Origin of the sequence: Seohaeicola saemankumensis (genome assembly GCF_042678485.1) — a bacterium.
Taxonomy (GTDB): domain Bacteria; phylum Pseudomonadota; class Alphaproteobacteria; order Rhodobacterales; family Rhodobacteraceae; genus Seohaeicola; species Seohaeicola saemankumensis.
This window is the reverse complement of sequence record NZ_JBHTKR010000006.1, coordinates 351,561-373,700: the sequence shown is the minus strand read 5'-3', so window position 1 is coordinate 373,700 and position 22,140 is coordinate 351,561. Positions and strand designations below refer to the sequence as shown.

The 22,140-nt window shown below is 60.3% G+C and carries 21 protein-coding genes; 8 read left to right on the top strand and 13 right to left on the bottom strand.

Annotation, left to right across the window (positions count from 1 at the left end; all coding sequences use genetic code 11):
* Nucleotides 1-23: 23 nt before the first annotated feature.
* From ACFQ3C_RS16515 to ACFQ3C_RS16455, 13 genes are all read right to left on the bottom strand, one after another.
* Nucleotides 24-1,247, bottom strand: coding sequence for an ABC transporter substrate-binding protein (locus ACFQ3C_RS16515; RefSeq protein ID WP_380794070.1), 1,224 nt, complete (start codon nt 1,245-1,247; stop codon nt 24-26).
* Nucleotides 1,248-1,312: 65 nt separating this feature from the next.
* Nucleotides 1,313-2,068, bottom strand: a complete 756-nt coding sequence (locus tag ACFQ3C_RS16510; RefSeq protein WP_380794067.1) for an SDR family NAD(P)-dependent oxidoreductase — start codon at nt 2,066-2,068, stop codon at nt 1,313-1,315.
* Nucleotides 2,065-2,781 carry an SDR family NAD(P)-dependent oxidoreductase gene (locus ACFQ3C_RS16505; protein WP_380794065.1) on the bottom strand — a complete coding sequence of 239 codons (717 nt, stop codon included), beginning with the start codon at nt 2,779-2,781 and terminating at the stop codon, nt 2,065-2,067. The genes ACFQ3C_RS16510 and ACFQ3C_RS16505 overlap by 4 nt, the downstream gene beginning before the upstream one ends.
* Entirely contained in the window at nt 2,778-3,629 is an 852-nt protein-coding gene (locus ACFQ3C_RS16500) for an ABC transporter permease (RefSeq protein WP_380794063.1), read from the bottom strand. Before ACFQ3C_RS16500 ends, ACFQ3C_RS16505 begins: the two co-directional genes overlap by 4 nt.
* 3 nt (nt 3,630-3,632) lie before the next feature.
* Nucleotides 3,633-4,499, bottom strand: coding sequence for an ABC transporter permease (locus ACFQ3C_RS16495; protein WP_380794060.1), 867 nt, complete (start codon nt 4,497-4,499; stop codon nt 3,633-3,635).
* Nucleotides 4,496-5,581 (bottom strand): ABC transporter ATP-binding protein, encoded by a 1,086-nt coding sequence (locus ACFQ3C_RS16490; RefSeq protein ID WP_380794058.1) that lies wholly within the window; start codon nt 5,579-5,581, stop codon nt 4,496-4,498. The genes ACFQ3C_RS16495 and ACFQ3C_RS16490 overlap by 4 nt, the downstream gene beginning before the upstream one ends.
* 236 nt (nt 5,582-5,817) lie before the next feature.
* The gene (locus tag ACFQ3C_RS16485; RefSeq protein WP_380794056.1) at nt 5,818-6,801 is read right to left on the bottom strand and encodes a GntR family transcriptional regulator; all 984 of its coding nucleotides are present in this window, start codon (nt 6,799-6,801) and stop codon (nt 5,818-5,820) included.
* Nucleotides 6,798-8,033: an ABC transporter substrate-binding protein gene (locus ACFQ3C_RS16480; RefSeq protein WP_380794054.1), complete on the bottom strand. Its 1,236-nt coding sequence runs from the start codon at nt 8,031-8,033 to the stop codon at nt 6,798-6,800. Before ACFQ3C_RS16480 ends, ACFQ3C_RS16485 begins: the two co-directional genes overlap by 4 nt.
* 177 nt (nt 8,034-8,210) lie before the next feature.
* Nucleotides 8,211-9,182 carry a 5-oxoprolinase subunit C family protein gene (locus ACFQ3C_RS16475; RefSeq protein ID WP_380794052.1) on the bottom strand — a complete coding sequence of 324 codons (972 nt, stop codon included), beginning with the start codon at nt 9,180-9,182 and terminating at the stop codon, nt 8,211-8,213.
* Nucleotides 9,172-10,047, bottom strand: a complete 876-nt coding sequence (locus tag ACFQ3C_RS16470) for a 5-oxoprolinase subunit B family protein (RefSeq protein WP_380794050.1) — start codon at nt 10,045-10,047, stop codon at nt 9,172-9,174. Before ACFQ3C_RS16470 ends, ACFQ3C_RS16475 begins: the two co-directional genes overlap by 11 nt.
* Nucleotides 10,048-10,063: 16 nt before the next feature.
* On the bottom strand, nt 10,064-11,431 hold the full coding sequence (locus ACFQ3C_RS16465) for an acetyl-CoA carboxylase biotin carboxylase subunit (protein WP_380794048.1): 1,368 nt from the start codon (nt 11,429-11,431) through the stop codon (nt 10,064-10,066).
* A 3-nt stretch (nt 11,432-11,434) separates the two neighbouring features.
* Nucleotides 11,435-11,671 (bottom strand): acetyl-CoA carboxylase, encoded by a 237-nt coding sequence (locus ACFQ3C_RS16460; RefSeq protein ID WP_068289977.1) that lies wholly within the window; start codon nt 11,669-11,671, stop codon nt 11,435-11,437.
* 26 nt (nt 11,672-11,697) lie between these two features.
* The gene (locus ACFQ3C_RS16455) at nt 11,698-12,477 is read right to left on the bottom strand and encodes a 5-oxoprolinase subunit PxpA (protein ID WP_380794045.1); all 780 of its coding nucleotides are present in this window, start codon (nt 12,475-12,477) and stop codon (nt 11,698-11,700) included.
* Between the two features lie 132 nt (nt 12,478-12,609).
* On the opposite strand from ACFQ3C_RS16455, the gene ACFQ3C_RS16450 reads away from it, so the two are divergent.
* From ACFQ3C_RS16450 to ACFQ3C_RS16415, 8 genes are all read left to right on the top strand, one after another.
* Nucleotides 12,610-13,512, top strand: coding sequence for a LysR family transcriptional regulator (locus tag ACFQ3C_RS16450; RefSeq protein ID WP_380794043.1), 903 nt, complete (start codon nt 12,610-12,612; stop codon nt 13,510-13,512).
* Nucleotides 13,513-13,619: 107 nt separating this feature from the next.
* The gene (locus ACFQ3C_RS16445) at nt 13,620-14,534 is read left to right on the top strand and encodes an AEC family transporter (RefSeq protein ID WP_380794041.1); all 915 of its coding nucleotides are present in this window, start codon (nt 13,620-13,622) and stop codon (nt 14,532-14,534) included.
* A gap of 286 nt (nt 14,535-14,820) precedes the next feature.
* Entirely contained in the window at nt 14,821-15,099 is a 279-nt protein-coding gene (locus ACFQ3C_RS16440; RefSeq protein WP_380794039.1) for a cupin, read from the top strand.
* Nucleotides 15,100-15,220: 121 nt separating this feature from the next.
* A complete protein-coding gene (locus ACFQ3C_RS16435; RefSeq protein WP_380794037.1) occupies nt 15,221-16,189 on the top strand; it encodes an AraC-like ligand-binding domain-containing protein in 969 nt (322 codons plus the stop codon).
* Nucleotides 16,190-16,283: 94 nt separating this feature from the next.
* Nucleotides 16,284-18,311 carry a hydantoinase/oxoprolinase family protein gene (locus ACFQ3C_RS16430; RefSeq protein ID WP_380794035.1) on the top strand — a complete coding sequence of 676 codons (2,028 nt, stop codon included), beginning with the start codon at nt 16,284-16,286 and terminating at the stop codon, nt 18,309-18,311.
* 3 nt (nt 18,312-18,314) lie between these two features.
* Nucleotides 18,315-20,276, top strand: coding sequence for a hydantoinase B/oxoprolinase family protein (locus ACFQ3C_RS16425; RefSeq protein WP_380794033.1), 1,962 nt, complete (start codon nt 18,315-18,317; stop codon nt 20,274-20,276).
* Nucleotides 20,277-20,433: 157 nt separating this feature from the next.
* Nucleotides 20,434-21,138: an IS6 family transposase gene (locus ACFQ3C_RS16420; protein WP_380794031.1), complete on the top strand. Its 705-nt coding sequence runs from the start codon at nt 20,434-20,436 to the stop codon at nt 21,136-21,138.
* A 449-nt stretch (nt 21,139-21,587) separates the two neighbouring features.
* Nucleotides 21,588-21,920, top strand: a complete 333-nt coding sequence (locus tag ACFQ3C_RS16415; protein WP_380794029.1) for a GYD domain-containing protein — start codon at nt 21,588-21,590, stop codon at nt 21,918-21,920.
* The last annotated feature ends 220 nt before the right edge of the window (nt 21,921-22,140 follow it).

The following is a 22,140-nucleotide window of genomic DNA, read 5'->3' as shown; positions in this document are numbered from 1 at the left end:
GACCCGGCTGAACCAATGGTGATTTACGCAGAAAGGAATTCGTCCCACTTGCGGATAAGCAGGTCGTACTCGTCCGGCCACTGGTGCCAGTAAGCCACGTTCGCTGCCCGCTCTTCCAGCGAGCCGCCATCGCGCAGATCGCCTTCCTTGATGCCGCGCTCGGTCGCGCCGACCCAGGGCTTGCCCTCGTACCAGAAGGCATATTTGTCGGGATCCATCACGTTCTTGACGTTCGTGGTGGGCGAGTAGTAGCCCTGCTCGGACACGGCAATGGCGGGCGGGCCGGACAGCCAGTAGTCGGCATAGGCCGTGACAGCTTCAAGGTTCGGCGAGGTCTTGAGCGGGGAAATCCCGATCGACCAGCCGCGATAGCCGCTCTTCATCGTCGCATAGGAGCACTGGACCCCCTGCGCCTTGACCGCCATCACCGCAGGCTGCCAAGCGTCCGCGATCACCATCTCGCCGGAAGCCAGCAGGTTCACCAGTTCGCCGAAGTCGCCCCAAAGTGCGCGGAACTGACCCTCTTTCTTCTTGGAAATCAGGAATTTGGCCGCCTCTTCGATAGCCGCCGCATCCGGGTTGCCCGGGTTGGGCACTTCCAGAAGGCCCAGCTCGTTCATCGCCAGAACCGCCTGGCCGAATGCAATTAGCGGGTCGACGTTCAGGCCGGTCTTGCCCTTGAACTTGGGATCGAACAGCGCGGACCAGTTGGAGGCTTCTTCTGCATCCACGAGGTCGGGGCGATAGCCGATGGAGTCGTAGTTGTAGACCGTCGGCACCATGTTCAGGCGCGTCTGGCTTTCGTCCTCCCAGATCTGGCCGACGATCTGCTGGTTCAGCGCCCAGCGGTCCGACGGTTTGGTGAAGGTTTCACGAATGCCGGCCCAGTTCTTCAGATCGGCAGCAGCGACGGGCGCCAGCTTGTCCGTGGCAACCATTGCGGCAAGACGTTCGCCGATGATTTCCCAGCAATCGTAGGCGTCCGAACCGGACAGGATTTCGGTTTGCGTGTTGGGGAAGATATCCGCCTTGCCGTTGACCGAGCCGACACCGGATTTTTCCTTGAAGTCGTTCAGGATACGTTCCTGAACGGTCACCGACAGACCCACGGTCCGCAGTTCCTGGTTTGCCAGGTTTGCGGCAAAGACCTGCTGTGCGCCAAGGAATGGCATCCCGCCTGCCGCCAGCGCGGCGCTACCCGCAGTGGTCTTTAGAAAGTTCCGCCTTGAGAAATTTGAGTGTGTCACTTGTCTTCTCCTTGTTGAGGTCGTTTCGTCCTTGGTTTTCCGGAAGGTTGCCCTTCCTTGCGTGTTCAGTAGCGCCCGACCATAAGCCCACCGTCCACGGTAATGACCTGACCCGTCAGATACCTTGCGGAGTCCGACGCGAGGAATGCGACGACATCCGCTATGTCATCCGGTAGCCCGATGCGGCCCAGTGGCACGATATCGCCGACTGTCTTGGCGCCCTCGGGTCCAAGGGAGTGTTTCTCGGACAAAAGCTGTGCGGTGCGGATGTATCCCGGCGCCACGCCGTTTACCCGCACGCCATTGCGGCCTAATTCGACAGCAAGGCCGCGCACCAGGCCGACCACGCCGGCCTTGGCCGAGGAGTAGTGCACATGCTCGTCCCAACCATAGGCGACACCCATGATCGAAGACAGGCAGATGATCGCGCCGCTGCCGCGCGCCTTCATGCCCGGCGCCGCAGGCCGGATGACGCGCAGCATCCCCTTGAGATCGATGTCGAAGGTATGATCCCATTTTTCATCGGTCAGCTGCTCAAGCGGGACACGATGCGCTATACCTGCATTGGCAACAATCGTGTCGATCCTGCCGAAACGGGTTTCGATATCCTTGACCACGGCATTGGCACGATCGGTGTCGCGCACGTCCAGATGCTGGAACTCCGCCTCGCCCCCGGCCTTGCGGATTTCCTGCACGACGCTGCGGCCGTCATCCTCAAGAACGTCGGTGACCACAACATGATCACCGCGCGCCGCTAGGGCCTTGGCGGTGGCGCGCCCGATGCCGATCCCGGCACCCGTGATCAGTGCAACTGATGTCATAGCATTACGTCTCCCGAATTTGGTGACAGGGTCTGGCCCACATAGATGCGCGCCGCGTCTGAACACAGAAATGCAACGGTTTCGGCCACATCCTCGGGTTCTCCGAAGTGGCCCAGCGGAAGCTCTGCCGCCTTTGCGGCGCGCCACTCCTGCGACAGTGCACGCACCAGCGGCGTGTTGATCGGGCCGGGCGCGACCGCGTTGACCCGTACGCCCTGTTTCGACACCTCGCGGGCCAGCGCCTTGGTCATGCCGATGATGCCTGCCTTCGCCGCGGAGTAGTGGACCAGTTCCACCCCCCCGATCTGGCCGAGTTGGGATGCCATGTTCACCACGCATCCCGATTTCCGAGCAATCATGTGGGGCAGGACCGCGCGGGTGCACAGGAAGGTGCCGCGCAGATGAACTGCGATCATCCGATCGAATTCGGCAGGGTCCAGATCGACAAAACGCGACTGGTGCACGTGGCCTGCGTTGTTGACCAGGTGGGTCGGGGCCCCAAATGCGGCGATGCAGACCTCGAGCATGCGGGCCACGTCCGCCTCTTGCGATACATCGCCCTGTACCGCGAGGCCGCCGATCCTGGCGGCCGCCTCTTGTGCGGCGCTTTCGTTGAAGTCATTGACGACCACGTTGTAGCCCAGCCCGGCAAGCTTGGTGGCAACGGCAAGGCCGATACCCGATCCCGCGCCTGTGACGATGACCGTATTCATGCGATGTCTTCCTGCATGGCCATTTTCTTTGCCCGCCGCACGCTCAGACCCATGAGGATCCCGTAGACCGACAGCAGCGCGAAGGAGAACAGGGTCGTCATCACGCCAAAGGCAAAGATGTTCGGGTGGATCTCGACCGAGAAGGTGCCATAGATCGCCAGCGGCAATGTCTGATCGCGGCCAGAGGCGAACAGAGTGCGCGGGAATTCGTCGAAGCTGAGGGTAAAGGCAAAGAGCATTGCCGACAGGACCCCCGGAAAGATCAGCGGGAAGGTCACCTTGCGAAACGTCGTTATGGGCGAGACACCCAGCGACCAGGACGCTTCCTCGACAGAGCCGTCAAAGCGGTTGAGGATCGCCAGCATCACAAGAAAAGCGAAGGGGAAGGTATAGACCACATGCGCCAGGAAGGCGGTGCTCCACCAGTGACGCTCGATCCCGACGACGTTATTGGCCAGAAGCGAGGTGCCAAGGCCGGTCAGGACGCCCGGCACCATCATGCCCAGAACGATCAGGTAGAATACAACGCCCGCGCCACGGAACCGTTTGCGGAAGGCCTGCGCGGCCATGACGCCCAGAACGGTGGCGGTAACCATGGTCATGAAGGCCAGTGTCAGTGAACGCACCAGCGCCTCACCGACGGGCAGAGGGGCGATCCGGGATGGCGGGGTCAGACCGAACAGGTGCCGGTACCAGTAGGTGGACCATTCGATGATCGGAAACTGCGGCCCGCCTTCGGGACCCTGCTGGAAGGACAGGATGCCCAGCACGATGAAGGGACCATAGAGGAACAGGATGAACAGGCCGACATAGACGGCAAGAATGGGTTTCAGAACCTTGGATTCCATCACTCAAATCTCCCGTTTCAGATCGACGATGCGCAGGAAGCCTGCAACGACGATGCCCAGCAGGATGGTCAGGATCACCCCGACAACCGATGCCATGGCCCATTTCAGCGATCCCACCTGGGTCACGATGATGTTGCCCAGCAGGTTCACCTTGCGCCCGGACAGCGCGCCGGAGGTTGCGAATTCGCCCAGCACCATCACGCTGACGAAGATGGCTCCGACGACAACACCGGGCAGGCTGAGCGGAAAGATGATCTTCCAGAAGATGCGCCCGAACCCTGCACCCAGGTCGCGCGCGGCCTCGATGATGTTGCGGTCGATCCGGCCCAGCATGAAGGCGATGGGGCCCACCATGAAGACGACGTAGATCTGCGTCATTCCGATGATGACGGAGAGTTCGGAAAACAGCAGCACCTCGATCGGTGTGTCGATCAGGCCGATTTTCTGCAGGATGATGTTGATGGCCCCTTCCTTGCCCAGCATGGGCCGCCATGCAAGCACCCGGATCAGGAACGAGGTCCAGAAAGGGATCACGCAAAGCACAAGCAGCACGGTCGAGACCGTCTTGCTCTTGACCAGAAGGCCCACGTAAAGGGCGGCGGGATAGCCGATCACGAAGGTCAGGGTCAGGACGATCAACCACAGCCGGATCGTGGTCCAGAGCGCTCCGACATAGGCCTCGGAGGCGAAAAAGTTACGCCAGCTGTCCAAGGTCAGGGTGGAGTTGATCGCAAAGGTCGTCTGCGTCCAGAACGAGACATAGACGATCATCATGATCGGTGCGACCAGGAACAGGATCATCCAGACCACGCCGGGTGCAAGCAGCCGGAACGTGTTTGTCTTTTGCCTGTTGGTGCTTGCGGCATTCATCTTGCGGACTCCTTGCCGAATACGATCGCCTGTGCGGGATCCCATGAAAGAACGTAATTCTGTCCGACGTTCAGATCGCGTGGTTCGCCCAGGCTGAGGTGGTGATCGACCTCGACCGTCTTGTGATCCGCGGTTTCGAACAGAAAGATGATGGAGGACCCCAGATATTCGCTTGCAAGGTAGCGTACCGGCAGCGCCGGGCCCGGCAGGTCGGTCGCGTCCGCGTCGAAAATCTGCGTCCGGTCATAGCGGATTGCATAGACGTCGGTTTCGTTGGGCCGCGCTGCGGCGACGGGCAACGCCCCGAAAGAACCGTGGAACGTGCCGTCCTTAAGTGTTCCCTCGAACAGGTTGAAGCGGTTGAGAAACAGCGCCACATCCGAGATCACAGGACTGTCATAGATCGCGTCCGGCGTGCCGTACTGAACGATCCGCCCCGCATCCAGGACCGCAACCTTGTCGCCCATCGCCAGCGCTTCGGTCTCGCTGCCGGTCACATGCAGGAAGGTCACGTCCAGCCTTTCGCGGATCGCACGCAGTTCCATCTGCATTCTTTCGCGCAGGTTTGCGTCAAGCGCGCCCAGCGGTTCGTCCAGCAGTACCAGCTTGGGCTGCATCACGAGCGAGCGCGCCAGTGCCACGCGCTGTTTCTGCCCGCCTGAAATCTGATCGGGGTTGCGGTCTTCCAGGCCGGACAGGCCCACCATCTCGATCGAGGCCCTGACGCGTTCGGTGATCTCGGCGTCCGGCACCTTGGTTGCGCCGTGGCGCAAGCCAAAGGCCACGTTTTCGAAAATCGTCAGATGCGGAAACAGGGCAAAGTTCTGGAATACGAAACCGATCCCGCGCTCATGCGCGGGCAGATCGGTGATGTCGCGCCCCTGAAACCAGATGCGGCCTGTGTCAGGCGTTTCAAATCCGGCGATCACGCGCAGCAATGAGGTCTTGCCCGATCCTGATGGCCCCAGAAGCGCGACGTAGCTGTTGTCCTCGGCTATGAAGTCGATGCTGTCGAGCGCGGTCAGATTACCATATCTGCGCGTTACACCCTCTAACCGGAATATGGGGTCGCTTTGCGTCATAGGGCCCTCTTTTTGTTGTGAAGGCAGGCCGCGGTCGAGCTGTGTGGCCCGCATCGGGTCGCATTGAAAGCGCCCCATCACAAAATGTATAACGTATGAAATGACTAATTGACTTTCATAGCAAGAGTCATCTTTTCAGAGTTATCTCCTAAAAATTCCACTAAAAGTCGAAATATGCCGTGGTTATTGGGTTATTTTGCGAAAAAACTAACGACCATCGAATGCAAAAGTCATTTTTACACTCTGGTCAGGTATTTCGGGATCGACTCGCTCTCGGGGATCAGTGCGACGATCTTGAGCCGGGCCAGGCTTTTGTAGGACAGGATGCGCAAATGCTCTCGCAGATACTCGGTCGAAGCATTGATCTGGCGTGATCCGATCAGATGAAAAAGAGTTCCGTATTGATCCAGCGCGACCGTGTCCACCGGCAGGCCGAGATCGCTGAGGGCCTTGTCCATCGCGGACAGAAGCAGACGGTTGTTGTTGATGATTTCTACCAGCGCGCTGTTGGGGGCCCGACCCAGGCAGTAGCGCATCAGCGCATCCTCAAGCTCGGCCGCGTCCTTGGCCTTGCCGCTCTCGATCTGGTCAGAGATCCGCGCGATCTGGGCATGTTCGATGAAATCGGTCGCCAGCCGCAGGGCCGCAGGTTCCATGATGCTGCGCAATTCGAATTTCTCGCGCAGCGTTCGGGCAGTTAGCGGCCCGGCAAGCCAGTGCGAGGTGGCCCCCTTGCGGATCAGCCCGCGCTCGTTCAGACGGCTCAGCACATCGCGCGCCACCGTGCGGCTGACGCCAAGATGGTTTGCCAGTTCGGTTTCGATCACCCTGAATTCACCAAAGATCTGGCAGGCGGCGATCTCTGCCTCGACCTTGTCATAGACCCTCAGCCATGTGCCGCGAACTGCCAGCGCAGAACGCGAGGCGGGTGGAATGTCGAAATCGAATTCATCAAGCGCCTTGCGGATAGGGGTCAGGTTTCGTGAAGCCTGACCGACCAGGTAACCGCGACCCCGGAACCTGTGGATCAGGCCTTCGGCATTAAGCCTCCGCAAAGAAGCCTGAACAGGCGCGCGGCTGGTCTGCATCATCTTGGCGATGGGGCCTTCGATCAGCACAAGACCATCAGGCAAGCGGCCGGACACGATATTGTGCCGCAAGACCCGGCTGATGGTTTCGTAGAGGGGCTCCTGCCCAGCGGTGTTGGGCTGTGCGGTCATTGCGACGCCGTTCCCAATGATGCGATGAAGCGGTTCCAGGCGCGTGCGGCGTAATTGTATTCGTCCATCACCGTGTTCCACAGCGCGATACGGCTGACCCGTTCACGGTAGGCTCCGCCGGGGCGCCGCTGGCCCGTCCTGACCACGATCCTGCCATCGGGACCTTTCAGATCGCAACGGGCGATATCCCCGTCATACCAATATCCCCATTCCTCGGGGCTGAGATATTCGCGCACCCCTTCGGCGTTGGTCATGTAATGTCCTTGCCGCGCCATCAGGGCGCCTGCCGGGCCGGCCAGCCACCAGTTCAGATAGTCATAGGCCATGTCCAGCTGGCTACCGCTCAGATGCCGCGCCAGCGAGGCGCCGCCATGCCAGGCGCGGTACCCTTCGCGGGGGAAACTTTCGCAAAAGACACCCTGCATCGCGCCAAGATTGCCATAGGACGGCGACCACATGCTCTGCACCGATACCCTGTCGGCGCGCACAAGCGCCTCTGCCTGGTCGGGCGAGACCCAGCTGCCGACAAAGAACCCCTGTTGCCGCAGCGTTTCCAGCAGGGCCATGAGGCTGTCGATCTCGTCGACTGTCATGTTGCCGATATCCTGGAACGTCAGATCGCCGTTCGCCTCGGCGGCCAGCGCCACGTCGAAGATGCCGATCGCAGGCTCGTCGACCAGGGCGATACGCCCGCGCGCGCGCCGGTCCAGAAGCCAGGCCCAGCTTGAGCCTTCGGGCCCCTCATCGCCAAAAAGGCGGCGATCAAAGCCGAAACTGTCCACGTTGTGGGCGGTCGGCAACATGCTGATCATCTGCATGGGCTGCTGACCCAGTGTGCCGTCGGGCTGGACATAAAGCTTGCGCACCGGGGCGTCGCCATGGCCATGCCAGGTGTATTTGCTGATGCCCCCGGCCTTGGCGAGATCTCCGATATTGTCCCATTGCCTGATGCGTCGCGTGTCGATCGGCTGCAGAGCGCCCCAGTACCAGACAATATCAAGGTTGTGAAAGCACTGTTCGTATATGTCGTAGTTCAACGGGTCCATGGCCGCCCGATGCTGACAGGTCAGGAAGTCGAGCGATTCATGCTGGATGTCAAATCCTAGGTCCGCGACGGCCATCTTCCGAACTTCTTCCAGAAGGGTGACATCGGTGCCCCGCACCCGCAGGACGCGCCGTTTCACTTGCGGTGGTGCCGCGTGTTTGTGGGAATGGCGCGCATCGGCGGGCATGGGGGTGTTTGTATCCCTTGAGCTAGGCAAGATCGGCCCCGATATGACTCTGGCCTATGCCATGAGACCGCAAAGGCCATTGCCGTGCAAGACGGCATCGCGTCAGCGCGTGCCGCCTGTGGCCCCGGTCCGGCGCCCGCAGATGACGCGGGCAACCGGAAAAGGTGTTTGCGGCCGTCAGCCCAAGTGCGCGCGGACAGCGGCCAGCATGTTCTTGCGCTCGGCGCGGGCCGCCAGGGCCTCGGCCATGTCGACCTTTCGGAACTTGACCGGGGTGTGCGGCTGCAACTGTCCGATCAGGTCCATATCCGCCGAGATGATCGCCCCCAGCGTGAAATAGCCGCCCCCCGACACCGCGTCACGGTGCAGCACGATCGGCTCCAGCCCGCCCGGCACTTGGATCGAGCCATAGGAATAGCAGCCATCCACGATGTTGGACGGATCGGCGCCCGCGCCAAAGGGCTGTTCGCGCGCCACGAACTCCAGCGGTTTGCCGCCCTTGAAACGATATCCCATGCGGTCCGCCTCAAGCGCGACAGCCCAGTCATCGGCAAAGAAACCGTCCTGCGCGGCGGGGGTCAGGCGGTGCCAGTAAAGCCCCGGCAAAACGCGAAGTTCCGCGGGTTTCCCGGGCAGGCGGCGCAGGTTCGCAGGAACGCTCAGCCCTGGTTCGATCATGTCCGCCTCACCCAGCGGAATTACGTCCCCCGCCTTGATGTTGCGCCCCTCGATGCCGCCAAGGGCACCGATCGGATAGGTCGAGCGGCTGCCAAGGGCAGGGGGCGTGTCGATCCCGCCGCTGATGGCGATATAGGCCCGCGCGCCGGACTTGAGGAAATCGAAGCTCAGCGTCTGGCCGGCCTTCACCTCGAATGCGGTCCAGCCCTCTTGCACCACGCCGTCGACCTTGGGTGGCAGGTCCGCGCCCGTCACGGCCACCAGAACATCCTTTTCGAATGTCAGGGTGGGACCCATGAACACGACCTCCAGCCCCGCTGCGCCTTCGGGGTTGCCCACCAGCATGTTGGCGACGCGCAACGCGAAGCGGTCCATCGCCCCGCCGATCGGAATGCCAAGGTGGAAATATCCCGGACGGCCAAGGTCCTGGATAGAAGTGGACAGGCCGGGTTGTATGACTTTAAGCGACATTGAGCGCCTCCATCAGCTTGGCGTTTGTACCGGGCATGTCCGCGTTGAAGGCATCAAGATCGAAATCGACCTCGGCGATGCGCGGCACGTAGGTATCTGCCTCGACCTCGGCCAGGATGCGATCGTATTCGGCTCGGTCGATCGGTTTCCACTTCACAATGTCGCCGGGTTTGAAGAACACCATGAAATCGCTCAGATAGCTTTGCTTCTGCTCGGGATCGAAGATCGGCATCGGGGTCACGCCGAACATCTGGTAGCCGCCCGCGCCCCGCACCGAATAGATGCAGGAAAAACATCCACCATAGCCCACCGTCAACTTCGGCGTGTCCGTGCGCGGCCGCAGGTATTTGGGAACCTGGAGTTGTTTTTCGCGCTCGACCAACTGGTAGAGAAAAGGCAGGCCGGCCACGAAACCCACCATCGACACGAACCAGGGCTGCGAATGGTGCGCCTCGATGAAGGCTTCCACGCTGTCGAAGCCGTTGATCCTGGCCGCATAGTCCAGATCCGTGCCGGATGGGTCCTGGTGGCGTTCGCGAAAGCGCATCAGTGTCTCATGCGTCCAGGGATCCTGGTAGTAGACCGGGATTTCGATGATCCGGGTCTTGAGCCGCTTTTCAGCGTCCTCTGCCCTGTGTTCCAGTTCCTTGACCTTCTTCATCATCTCGTCAGGGTGGATGACGTCAGGGTCGAAACGGACCTGAAAGGATGCGTTCGCGGGACAGATTTCTGTCACGCCCTTGATCTTGGCGTCACGCACAGCGTTGCTCATCGAGAGGGATTTGAAAAACGCGTCCAGCGACATTTCATCGTCCATCTCGACATAGATGTGCTCGTCGCCACCGTAGGTATAGCGTGTCTTCACGATTTGCCTCCTGTGATTAGTGGGAAGGTTTGAGATTGCCCGCAGCCAGCCAGGGTTCGAGCCATTGAGTATGAAATTCGTCCGCCTGCACGGATGCGTCGCGCGCCAGCGCCAGATGCAGGGCTTTGGTCGTTTTTAGCCCGCCGATCTCAAGCCCCTCCAGCGCGGTGATCATCAGGGCGATCGCGGTGTCGCGGTCCTTGCCATGCACAATCAGCTTGCCCAGAAGTGAGTCGTAGAATGGTGGGACCTGGTAGCCGTCATAGAGAAAATGATCGAACCGGATGCCGTCGCCCTCGGGGATGCGCAGGCCACTGACCTGTCCGGGGAAGGGCAGGAACTGCATCATCGGATCCTCGGCGTTCAGCCGCACCTCGATGGCGTGGCCCGTCCGGGTGATGTCCTGTTGCGACTGGCGCAATCTGCCGCCGCCGGCCACGTGGATCATCTCTTGCACAAGGTCGGTACCGGTCAGCATCTCTGTTACGGGATGCTCCACCTGGATGCGGGTGTTCATCTCGATGAAGAAGAACTCTCCGGTGTTGCTGTCGTAAAGATATTCCAGCGTGCCTGCGCCCACGTAGTTCACGGCCTTGGCCAGTGCCACGGCCGTATCGCACAGATGGGCGCGGGTCTTTTCGTCCAGACAGGCCGCACCAGCCTCTTCCCAGACCTTCTGGCGCCGCCGCTGCATGGAGCATTCACGCTCGAAATAGTGGACGGCATCGGTTCCGTCGCCCATGATCTGCACTTCGATATGGCGGGGCGCGTTGATCGCGCGCTCCAGATAAAGCCCGCCATCCCCGAAGGCCGCATTGGCCTCGGCCTGGGCTTGGGGGGCCATCTTGCGCAGTTCCTCTTCAGTCTGCGCGATGCGTATGCCTTTGCCGCCACCACCCGCGGCGGCCTTGATCATCACCGGATAGCCAAGGGTGGCAGCCACGTTCACCGCGTCCTCCACGGTGTCCAGCCGTCCTTTCGAGCCGGGGACAACGGGCACACCGGCCGCTTCGGCGGCCTGACGCGCCGCCACCTTGTCACCCATCCTGTCGATGGTATCGGCTGAGGGGCCCACAAAGGTGATGCCCGCGGCATCCAGCGCGCGCACAAAGCCTGCGTTCTCTGCCATGAAGCCGTAACCGGGGTGAACGGCATCTGCCCGCGAGGCCTTGGCCGCCGCGACCACAGCATCGACGTTAAGATAGGACTGAGCCGCCGGCGCAGGTCCTATGCAGATGGATTCGTCCGCCATGCGCACCGCCAGCATATCGGCGTCGGCTTCGGAATGGGCCTGGATGGTATGGATTCCCATTGCCTTTGCCGCGCGGATGATCCGCACCGCGATTTCACCACGGTTGGCGATCAGCAAGCGTTCGATGGGCATGTCTCAGGCCCCGATCTCTGCCAGGGGCTCACCTGCGCTGATCGCCGCGCCATCCTCCGCCAGATAGCCTTTGAAGGTGCCCGAGGTCTCGGCCTTGACGTCGATAAAAGTCTTCATCACCTCGATCAAACCGATGATGTCCCCTTCTGCGACAGGATCGCCGGGCTTCTTGAACAGTGGCTCGCCCGGTGCCGCCTGGGTGTAGAATGTGCCGGGAACGGGGGAAAGAACCTGTGCCATGTTGGTCTCCTGCTTGGGTGATGTGATCAGAGCGTTTTCGCGATTTCCGCCGCGGTGGCGATCCGGATGCCCGCGTCCTGAAGGCCGGCGCGGATGGCCTGTCCCATGACCAGTGCACCCGGCGTGTCCGAATGAAAGCAGATGGATTCGAACGCGATGTCGATCTCGTCGCCTTCGACCGTGGTGACCTTGCCCGTTTTGCAGGCTTTCACGCATTTTTCAGCGATCTGCGCGGGGTCGGGACGGCCGACCTGACGCCGGAACACGATGGAGCCCGAATTGTCGTAGTCCCGGTCGGCATAGAATTCGCGGATCACCGGGTGGCCGGCCCGCTTTGCCGCGGCATAGGTCTTGGAGATGCCCATGCAGAACAGCAGCGAGTCGGGGCTGGTGGTCTGAAGCGTGTCGACCAGCATTTGTGACAGGTCCTCGTTCACCGCCGCTTCCATGTAAAGCGCGCCATGCAGCTTGACATGCTGCAACGGTGCGCCGTGCCGACGCCCGAATTCGCGGATGGCCCCGATCTGGTAGACGATATCGTTCAGCAGTTCTGCCGGATCCGTCTTGATGTAGCGACGTCCGAAGCCCTGCAGATCCGCATAACCCGGATGCGCCCCCAGACCCACACCATGCGCCTGTGCAAGTTTGACGACGCGGTCCATCGAGTTGGGGTCGCCAGCATGGAAACCTGCGGCGATATTGGCCGAACTGATGATCTGCATGATTTCATCGTCCGGCGCGTCGCCCAGAACCCACTGGCCGAAACCCTCGCCCATGTCGCAATTCAGATCGACTGCTTCTTTCATGGTCACGTCCTTCTGTTGGTTTCGACATACCATCGCATCTCGGAACAAAATTGATATTTCATTTTTTCATTGATGCATTATCGATTTTTCCGATAACGTGCGACGTCTGTGGCTGAAGATCCGGGATAGCTGATGAATTTCAAACACTTGAAGTACTTTGTTGCCACCGCCGAGACTGGACAGGTCAGTCGCGCGGCCAAGCTGCTGTCTATTTCGCAATCTTCCGTCACTGGATCCGTGCGCGAACTTGAGGCAATTCTAGGCGTCACGCTGTTCGAGCGGCGGGCGCAGGGCATGGAATTGACCAAGGCTGGCCGCGAATTCCTGCAGGTGGCTCGTGATATTCTGGAAAAAGTGGATGCCGCGCATCAGATCGAACGTGGCACCTCGGATATCGCTGGCACGCTGACGGTCGCGGCCAGTTATACGGTGATCGGTTATTTCCTGCCCTATCATCTGGGGCGGTTGGCCCAGCTTTATCCGCGCATCGACATCCGCATCGTCGAGTTGAACCGCCAAAGCATCGAGGAGCAGTTGTTGCGCGGCCAGATCGACATGGCTGTCGCGCTGACCTCCAATATTCACCGCGAGGGTATCGAGACGGTGACGCTGCTGAAATCGCCCCGGCGCGTCTGGGTGCCTGCGGGTCATGCTTTCTGCGATGGCGGCGAGGTGTCGCTGAACCGGATCGCCAAGGAGCCATATGTGATGCTGACGGTGGACGAGGCGGCGCATTCCAGCATGAAATACTGGAACCGCCACAACGCTCATCCGAATATCAAGCTGCGCACCTCTTCGGTCGAGGCCGTGCGCTCGCTTGTCGCCAACGGGCAGGGCGTCACGATCCTGTCCGACATGGTCTACCGACCCTGGTCGCTGGAGGGGCGGCGCATCGAAACCGTGTCAACAGATGTCGAGGTTCCCACGATGGATGTGGGCCTGGCTTTCAGCCGTGCCATAGCGCTGACGCCGGCGATGAAGGCGCTGAAGTCCTATTTTACCTCGGCCTTCCTGTCGCCCAAGTTGCAATTCTGATTTGACCGCACTTGTGCCGTGGCGGCGCATCGACGATAGACTTGCGCCATGATCATCCGTTGCACAGACCCGCGCCGCCCGATCTCCGGCTTGCCCAGAGCCGCTCCATGATTGTCGGGCTTGGGCTGATCGCGCCCTTTTTCCTTTATATCCTTGCCGGTGTTGCAGCCCAGATCCTGCTGCGCCACGGCGCCGAGCAGCAGCGTTGGCTGGATGCGTTCATCTTTTACCTGGCCTTGCCCGCCTTGCTGTTTCAATCCGTGCGGGTTGTTCCACCCGGTGCCGCAAGCCTGCTTGGCTTTCTGGCCGTGACCACCGCCATGACCGGGCTGATGTTTCTGCTGGGCTGGCTGATCGGGCGCGCGAACAGGACCGATGATCATCCCGCGGTATTCGGCCTGGCGGCCAGCTATTCGAATATCGGCTACATGGGGCCGGCGCTGACGGTGGCGGTTCTTGGTCCGGCGGCCGGTGCGCCTGCGGCTTTTGTCTTTTGCGCTGATGTTCTGCTGATCTTCACGATATGGCCCGCAATGATCGCCAGCGGTTCTCGCGGGATGCTGCGAATCTTGCAGTCTCTGAAAAAGGTCGTAACCCATCCTTTCATCCTTGCCACGCTGGCAGCGTTGCTGTTTGCCAGAACGGGTTGGACGCTGCCTGACTTTCTGGACACGCCGCTGACCGGCTTCCAGCATGCCGCGGCACCTGCGGCCCTGTTTTCGCTTGGCCTGACGCTGGCGCGTAACCGGGGCGGACAGGTGGGGACACGGCTTGGCGCCTGCCTTGCGATCAAGCTGATCGGTCATCCGCTTGCCGTGGCGCTGGCCTTTATGGTGGTGTCCGGCTTCGATCCGGTGTGGGTCGCGACGGCCATCATCATGGGGGCGCTGCCCCCGGCCGCGAATGTCTATGTCATGGCGCGGGCGGAAGGCATCAGCGTTCCACTGGCCGCGCGCACGGTGCTCTATGGTACGGCTTTTTCCGCAATCACGCTGCCTGTCGTCATTGCACTGCTCGCCTGAGAAATCGGGCGGCAGTGCGCCGCCCTTTGCGGACAGACCTGACCTTAGCCGACAGGCCCGGTGCCGCTATTCCCTGTCGCTCTGATGAACGAACATTCGTCTGGTAAGCTGCCACCAAAACATTCGACGGCAGGCATTTGGATGGCTAGCATGGATCCAGTTCAAGCAATGCTTGGACTTTGGCGATGCCTTTCGACGCGATCGCGGGCGCGGTTGGCGAAAGTCCTGGATGGGGAAACGACAAGCAATGTGTGATGCAGCCAAAACGGGTTCCGCGGTTCCGACGGTGCTGATCGAAAACGAACGGACCCGTGTGACCCAATGGTATTTTCCCAAGCGTGGCGACAACACCGGCTGGCACAGGCACGCCTATGACTATGTTGTCGTGCCGATTCAGGATGGCGTTCTGGAGATCAGGGACGCGAATGGCGCCATCACCCGATCAGAGCTGAAGGCCGGGGTGCCTTATTTCCGAGATCTTGGCGTGGAGCATGACGTGCTCAGCGGGAACGATTTCGGATTCGCCTTCATCGAAGTGGAGTTTCTGCAGAACGCCAGCCAGTAGCGAACGCGCGATCCAAACTTTTGTGCGCAAATCGCCTATTTCACCTCGGGGCATGGGGTAGAGTTGAACCCAAGGTACAAAGGCCGGTGTGTGCGAAAAAACCGTCCGACAGGAGGAAAGGATGTATTTTTCTACCGACCAGTGTGATGCCGTCGACAAGAACAAGGTCTGGTCCCGGACAATCTCGGAGACCTATTTCCCGCTGTCCGTCGCATGCCGGGATGCGGTTCGGTTCAGGGGCTCTCTGAAATCCTGGGGACTCGGGGTCATGGGGCTGTCCGAGATGGAATGCGACAGCGTCATGTACAGACGCAACAAGAGCCATTTCAAAGAGGAAAAAGACAACAGTCTGCTGATCACGATCCCGCATGCCGCCGAGGTGCATTTTCACCAGGCGTCGCGTCAGACCAGCTGCGGACCTGGCGGTTTCCTGGTCGAACAGGGCGACATGCCTTACGAATTTTCTCATAGCCAGCGCAACAAGCTTTGGGTGCTGAAGGTGCCCACGGCCAGCGTGCAGGCGCGCCTCGGACCTACTGAACGGTTAAGCGCGCTGACCTTCGATGCCAGATCCGGGATCGGGTCCTATTTTGTCGGCGCCGTGCGCAACACCATCGAGAGCATCGATGCCATCAACGACGCCGCGCGGGAAATGGCCGGGCAACATCTGCTGGACCTGCTTTGCCTGTCCATGCGCAGCGATGACCGCATCCTTGACAGTTCGGTGTCGACCATCCGTGCTGCGCATCTTCAGCGTGCTGAACAATTCATCCGCGACAATCTGGCGAACCCGAACCTGGGTCCCCTGATGGTTGCGGAATCTTGCGGCATATCCCTGCGTTATCTTCAGGGGCTGTTCGCCGAGAATGATTGCTCGGTCGCCGGCTACATCCGCGACAAGCGCCTGACCCGCTGTCACGAGACGCTGGAGATGGTGCATGACACCTCCACGATGGCGCAGATCGCGCACAAGTGGGGCTTTTACGATCATGCCCAGTTCTGCAAGCACTACCGCAACAGGTTCGGCTGCACGCCGTCCGAAACACGCAAGAAAAGGCGATTGGCGGCGGCACGTCGCGCCGCTGAATGAACAAGGCTCGATGAACCTCCGGCATCTGTTTTGCAGGCGGATGGGTGTGCCTCTCGCACATCCGGCGGGCGTCAAAAAAGGATAGGAACAGCAGATGACGAAGACGAGAGTCGCAGTGGATGTCGGTGGCACCTTTACCGACGTTTGCATCATGGACGAGGATACCGGCCAGATCCGGATCGAAAAGACACCGTCAACACCGGATGACCCCATGCGCGCCATCATGACGGGCGTATCTGACGCACAGGTGGATCTGTCCGAGGTGACGATGTTCTCGCACGGGACCACGGTTGCCACCAATGCGCTGATTACCCGTAAGCTGCCGCGCGTGGCCATGGTCTGCACTGAAGGCTTCCGCGATGTCGTCGAGATACGCCGTTCCAACAAGGAAGACCTGTGGGACACCTACAAGGATGTCGCCAAACCATATATCCCCCGCAGGGACCGTCTGACCGTCAAGGAACGGGTAGATGCGGCGGGAAAGATCATCCAGGAGCTTGACGAGAACGAGGCGCGCCGTGTCGCTGCGATCCTGAAAAAGCGCGACGTCAAGGCTGTGGCGGTGTGCTTCATCAACGCCTATGTCAACGGCGAGAACGAGGTGCGCATGCGCGCGATCCTGCGCGAGGTCATGCCTGATGTTCACATCTCGATCTCGTCCGAGATCATGCCCGAGATATTCGAACATGAGCGTTTCTCGACAACGATGGTCAACGCCGTGGTGTCGCCGGTGGTGGTCGATTATGTCTCGCGGCTCAGCGACAAGCTGGCGGAGGGAGGATACAATCGCGACCTTCTGCTGCTGCATTCGGGTGGCGGGGTGATGACGCCTGCAAGTGTCAAGGATTTCGCGGCGCGTCTTGCGGGGTCCGGCATCGCCGCAGGGGCCATCGCTAGCCGCTTCATCGGCAACCTGTGCGGCTATGAGAATTCCATCGGTTTCGACATGGGAGGGACCAGCACGGATGTGTCGCTGACATACCGGGGCGAGTCTACGGTGACCAAGGACTGGTATATCGAATATGGCTACCCGATCCGGTTTCCCAGCATCGAGGTGCTGACCATCGGGGCCGGCGGGGGATCGCTTGCCTGGAAGGATGAAGGCGGATCGCTGCGCAACGGGCCGCAGTCAGCCGGGGCCTATCCGGGGCCGGCCTGCTATTCGAACGGCAACGAGGTGGCGACCAACAGCGATGCGAACGTGGTGCTTGGCCGGCTTGGCTACAGCTTGGCCGGGGGTGACATCACGCTTGATCCTGCGCTGGCCGAAAAGGCCGTTCGCGAAACCGTGGCAGAGCCTTTCGGCATGGAGCTTCACGAGGCGGCCGAGGCGATCATCGACGTTGCCAATGCCAACATGGCAAACGCGGTACGCCTTCTGTCGATCAGCCGAGGACATGACCCAAGGGATTTTGCTCTGATCGCGTTTGGCGGCGCGGGGGCCCTGCATGGTGCCGCGGTGGCGAAGGAGCTGTCGATTCCGGTTGTGATCGTGCCGCCGAACCCCGGCGTGACATCGGCCATGGGATGCCTGCTGGTCGATATCCAGCACGATTTTTCCGACAGCTTCATGGCGGACGCCGCCACCACGACGGCCGAAGACCTGGAAGCCGCTTTTTCCAAGATCGAGAAAGAAGCGGTGGCCCGGCTTCGCCATGAAGGTGTCGCGCCCGAAGACACCGTCCTGCAACGATCGGTCGAGATGATGTATCAGGGCCAGTGGCGTTCGCTGTCCGTGTCTGCACCCTCACAGATCACCAGCACCAAGGACCTGGTGCACGGCTTTCACAACGAGCATGAGCGCGAATACAATTTCCGCCGCGAGGATGCACCCGTCAGCATCTTCCGCGTCGGCGTCAAGGCCACCGGCGTGGTCCAGAAGGCCAAGCTGCCGTCCTTCGAGGTGGTCAAGCATGCACCTGAGCCGTCAGGCACGCGCGCCGTCTGGTTCAAGGGCGAAAAATGCGAGGCCGCGATCTATGACCGCGCGCAGATGAGGGCAGGGGCCGAGTTCACCGGTCCCGCGATCGTCGAGCAAATCGACTCGACCGTCGTCGTGCCCCCCAAGGCGACGGCCAAGGTCGATCAATACATGAACATTCTTATCCGCGTGAAGGACTGAGACATGAACAGTACAGCCAAACAGGATCTGGACCCGGTCACATTCGAGGTTCTCAAGAACTCCTTCATCACGTCTGTAGACCAGATGGCAGAGCAGATGCTGCGAACCTGCTATTCCTTCGTGATCTACAACCGCGACTTCTCGAACGGTCTGCACGATGCCGATGGCAACTGCGTGGCCCAGGGTAATTCGGACATCGCCGTGCACGTGGGAACGCTGCACTATACCTGCAAGGACGTGATCCGCGTCTTCAAGGGCGACATGTACCCGGGCGATGTCTACGCGATCAACGATCCTTATGCGGGCGGCACGCATTTCAGCGACGTGCGCCTGATCCGCCCGATCTTCGACGAGGAAACGCTGATCGGTTTCTCGCAGTCCAACGGGCACTGGTCTGACCTTGGCGGGTCCGTTCCAGGGTCGTTCAATGTCGCCGCGCACGAGATGTTCGGCGAAGCGGTGCGGATCACGCCGATCCGGCTGTTCCACAAGGGCAAGTTCTGCGCGGATGTGGCGAACATGATCGCGGCCAACACACGCGATCCCGCCTCCATCATCGGTGACATCCACTCGCAGGCGCAGGCGACGCAGGTGGCCGAACGCGAACTTCAGCGATTGGTCGGCAAATATGGCCGTGATCAGGTCACCCAGGGCATGGGCGCGGTGCAGGACTATGTGGAACGCGCGGTGCGACAGCGCATCGCTGATCTGCCGGACGGCACCTGGGAAGCCGTGGATTACATCGACCGCGATCCTGGCGCGGGCGAGGGGATGATCCCGATCCACATCAAGATGACCATCAAGGGTGATCAGATCATCTATGATTTCGAGGGCAGCCATCCGACGATCTCGTCGATCTACAACTCGGCGCATGGGGCCACGTTTTCAGCCGTGGTGGCAGGAATGAAGACGTTCTTCCCCGACCTGCCGCTCAACAGCGGTTTCTACCGCATGGTCGAGGTGAAGGCCCCCAAGAACAGCGTCGTCAGCGCCGAATGGCCCGTAGCCGTCACCGGCTTTCTGATGCCATTCGAGAAGATCATGAACGCGATCTTTGAAATGTGGTCGCAGATCATGCCGGAACGCGCCATCGCCTGCGCGTTCAACCTAGAATATCTGCTTGCCGGAGGCAACGATCTGCGCAAGCCGGACAAGCCGATCTACATGTTCTACGAATGGCTGCCCGGCGGTTGGGGCGGGCGCAACGGCAAGGACGGTAGCGACGTGACCACGGCCTGTTTCGGTACCGGCCTGATGTCGCAACCCTCGGAAGGCAACGAGCGGGTGAACCCCACACGTGCGGATGAATTCCAGATCAAGCAGGACAGTCCCGGGCCCGGAAAGTGGCGTGGCGGTGCAGGCGTGATCAAGGCGTCAACCTTGCTGGAGGCGGATAACACCGTCATGTCCTATATCTGCGACCGGGAACGCGCCGTGGTTTGGGGTGTCGAGGGCGGGCTGCCGTCGATGCCGCACGGTCTGATGATCCAGCATGCCGACACCGGCGAGGAGAAGTGGCTGGGCTCGGTGTTCTCGAACTACAAGATCAAGAGCGGCGATAAGTTCACCCGTCCCACCGCGGGCGGAGGCGGCTATGGCGATCCGATGGAACGCGATCCCGAACGTGTCCGCCAGGATGTGATCGACGAGTATGTCTCGGTGAAGCGCGCCGAACTCGATTATGGCGTGGTGATCAAGGTGATCGACGCCGATATGCTGGAGTATGAGATCGACCTGGCCGCTACTGAAAAGGCTCGGGCGCATATCCGCGCAAACCGCGTTGCTTGGGCGCGGATGGATCCCGAGATCGTCTCGAACATGTATCGGAAGGGCGAGATCGACGAGATGGATGCGGTGCGCAAATACGCGGTCATCCTTGACTGGGGAACGGGCGAACTGATGCCCAATTCAACAAGACAGTTCCGCGAAAGTTTTGAAAAGCGTTCCGTCGCCCATTGGAGCTGACATTGGCATGGCCCGGCATTTATGGTCGGGCCATTGGCTTTGTTAAATAGTCCAACCGGCATGCTTAGCGGTAAAAACGCTAGCGCTACACTCGTGAGCCGGTCTTGTCAGAGGAAACCAGCTTGAGACGGGCACGGCGGTTTCATAGCTTGCCGAGATGACAAAACGCTCCCCATTCCGCTACTTCAAAACCAGCCCTGAGATCATCCGCCTGGCGGTCATGCTGTATGTCCGGTTCCCGCTGTCCCTTCGCAATGTGGAAGATTTGCTGCACGAACGCGGCATCGATGTCAGCCAAGAAGCTGTAAGATTCTGGTGGCATCGGTTCGGTCCGATGTTTGCGTCTGAGATACAAAAACGGCGGATTACCGGCATGAAATCCAGCGGATGGCGGTGGCATCTGGACGAGGTTTTCATGAAAATCAACGGAGAGCGGCATAATCTATGGCGGGCTGTCGATCATGAAGGCGAAGTCCTGGAAAGCTTCGTCACAAAGACACGTGACAAGAAAGCTGCGTTGAAGTTCTTAAAGAAAACAATGCGCAAACACGGTCGACCCGAGGTGATCGTTACGGACCTGCTACGCTCGTACGGAGCGGCGCTGAAGGAGATTGGCGCAGCACACAGGCAAGAAACCGGTCGTTGGCTGAACAATCGAGCAGAGAATTCGCACCTGCCTTTTCGACGACGAGAACGGGCCATGCTCCGCTTCCGGCGCATGCGAAGTCTGCAGAAATTCGCCGCTGTTCATGCTTCTGTCTACAATCACTTCAATCATGAACGCAGCCTCTCAAGTCGACCCAATTTCAAACTCAACCGAACCGCCGCTCTGGCCGAGTGGCGTCAGTTGGGCGTGGCATAAGGGACAGCCTCACTGTCCTTGCAGAGACTGGTTCGCATTTGTCTGACACCACCGCCATATCACCCCTGTATCTGTACCGCCTATGCATCTGCACCTGTGCAGTGTCAGATCACGCCGGTTTGTCACGTCGGTTTGAAAGGGGCGGGATCGTTCTGTCGCTTGGCAAGATGCCAAGCCGATCCCCGTTTCGCCATCTCCAAGCGTCGCTCGCGATCACCCATTGGCTGTGATGCACTGCATCCCGCTTGCGCCGTCATTGCGGGCAATCGATGCTCTGCTGCATGCGCGCGCACACCTGCCGCGTCGCCGAAGGGAACAGGGCGTCCTGCGCTGCCGGAACAGGCTGACGGCTTCGGGACGTGTTGCGATAAGATTTAAATCAAAAAATGTGCTATTGTAGAACAGGCGTTCCAATTTGGACCGCTGGGACTTTTCTGAAAGGACATGCCATGCCGTTTTACATGTTCCAGGCCCGTTACACGTCAGAGGCGATCAAGGCTATGATCGACACCCCCCAGGATCGCGAAGCGGGCGCACGCCCGCTTGTCGAAGCCATGGGCGCCAAGCTGCACAACCTGTTTTTCTGCATGGGGCAGGACGATGTGGTCGCAATCATCGAAGCGCCGGATGACGAAACCATGGCGGCGGCGTCATTCATCATTGGCGGTTCGGGTGCGTTTTCGGGCGGCGCCACAACGAAGCTGATGACCGCGAAACAGGCAATGTCGGCCATGAAAAAGGCGCAAGCCGGGCGCGCAAGCTACAAGCCAGCGACGGGTTGAACGACCATTACCGGGGTCAGGCACGTCTCGCTTGGGCCCTGCCATGATCAACAAAAAGGAAGATTACAAAGACCTGTGTCCCCAGGGTTGATCCGCTGAACCGGGCTTGGCTGCAGCCAGGCCCGGTCTTTCGCCCTGGGCATCGGCCCTATTCGGTCAGTTGCGGAAAACCATTCACAGGTTTTGCGCCGCTTTTTCTTTATTCAACGATTTAGGCGGT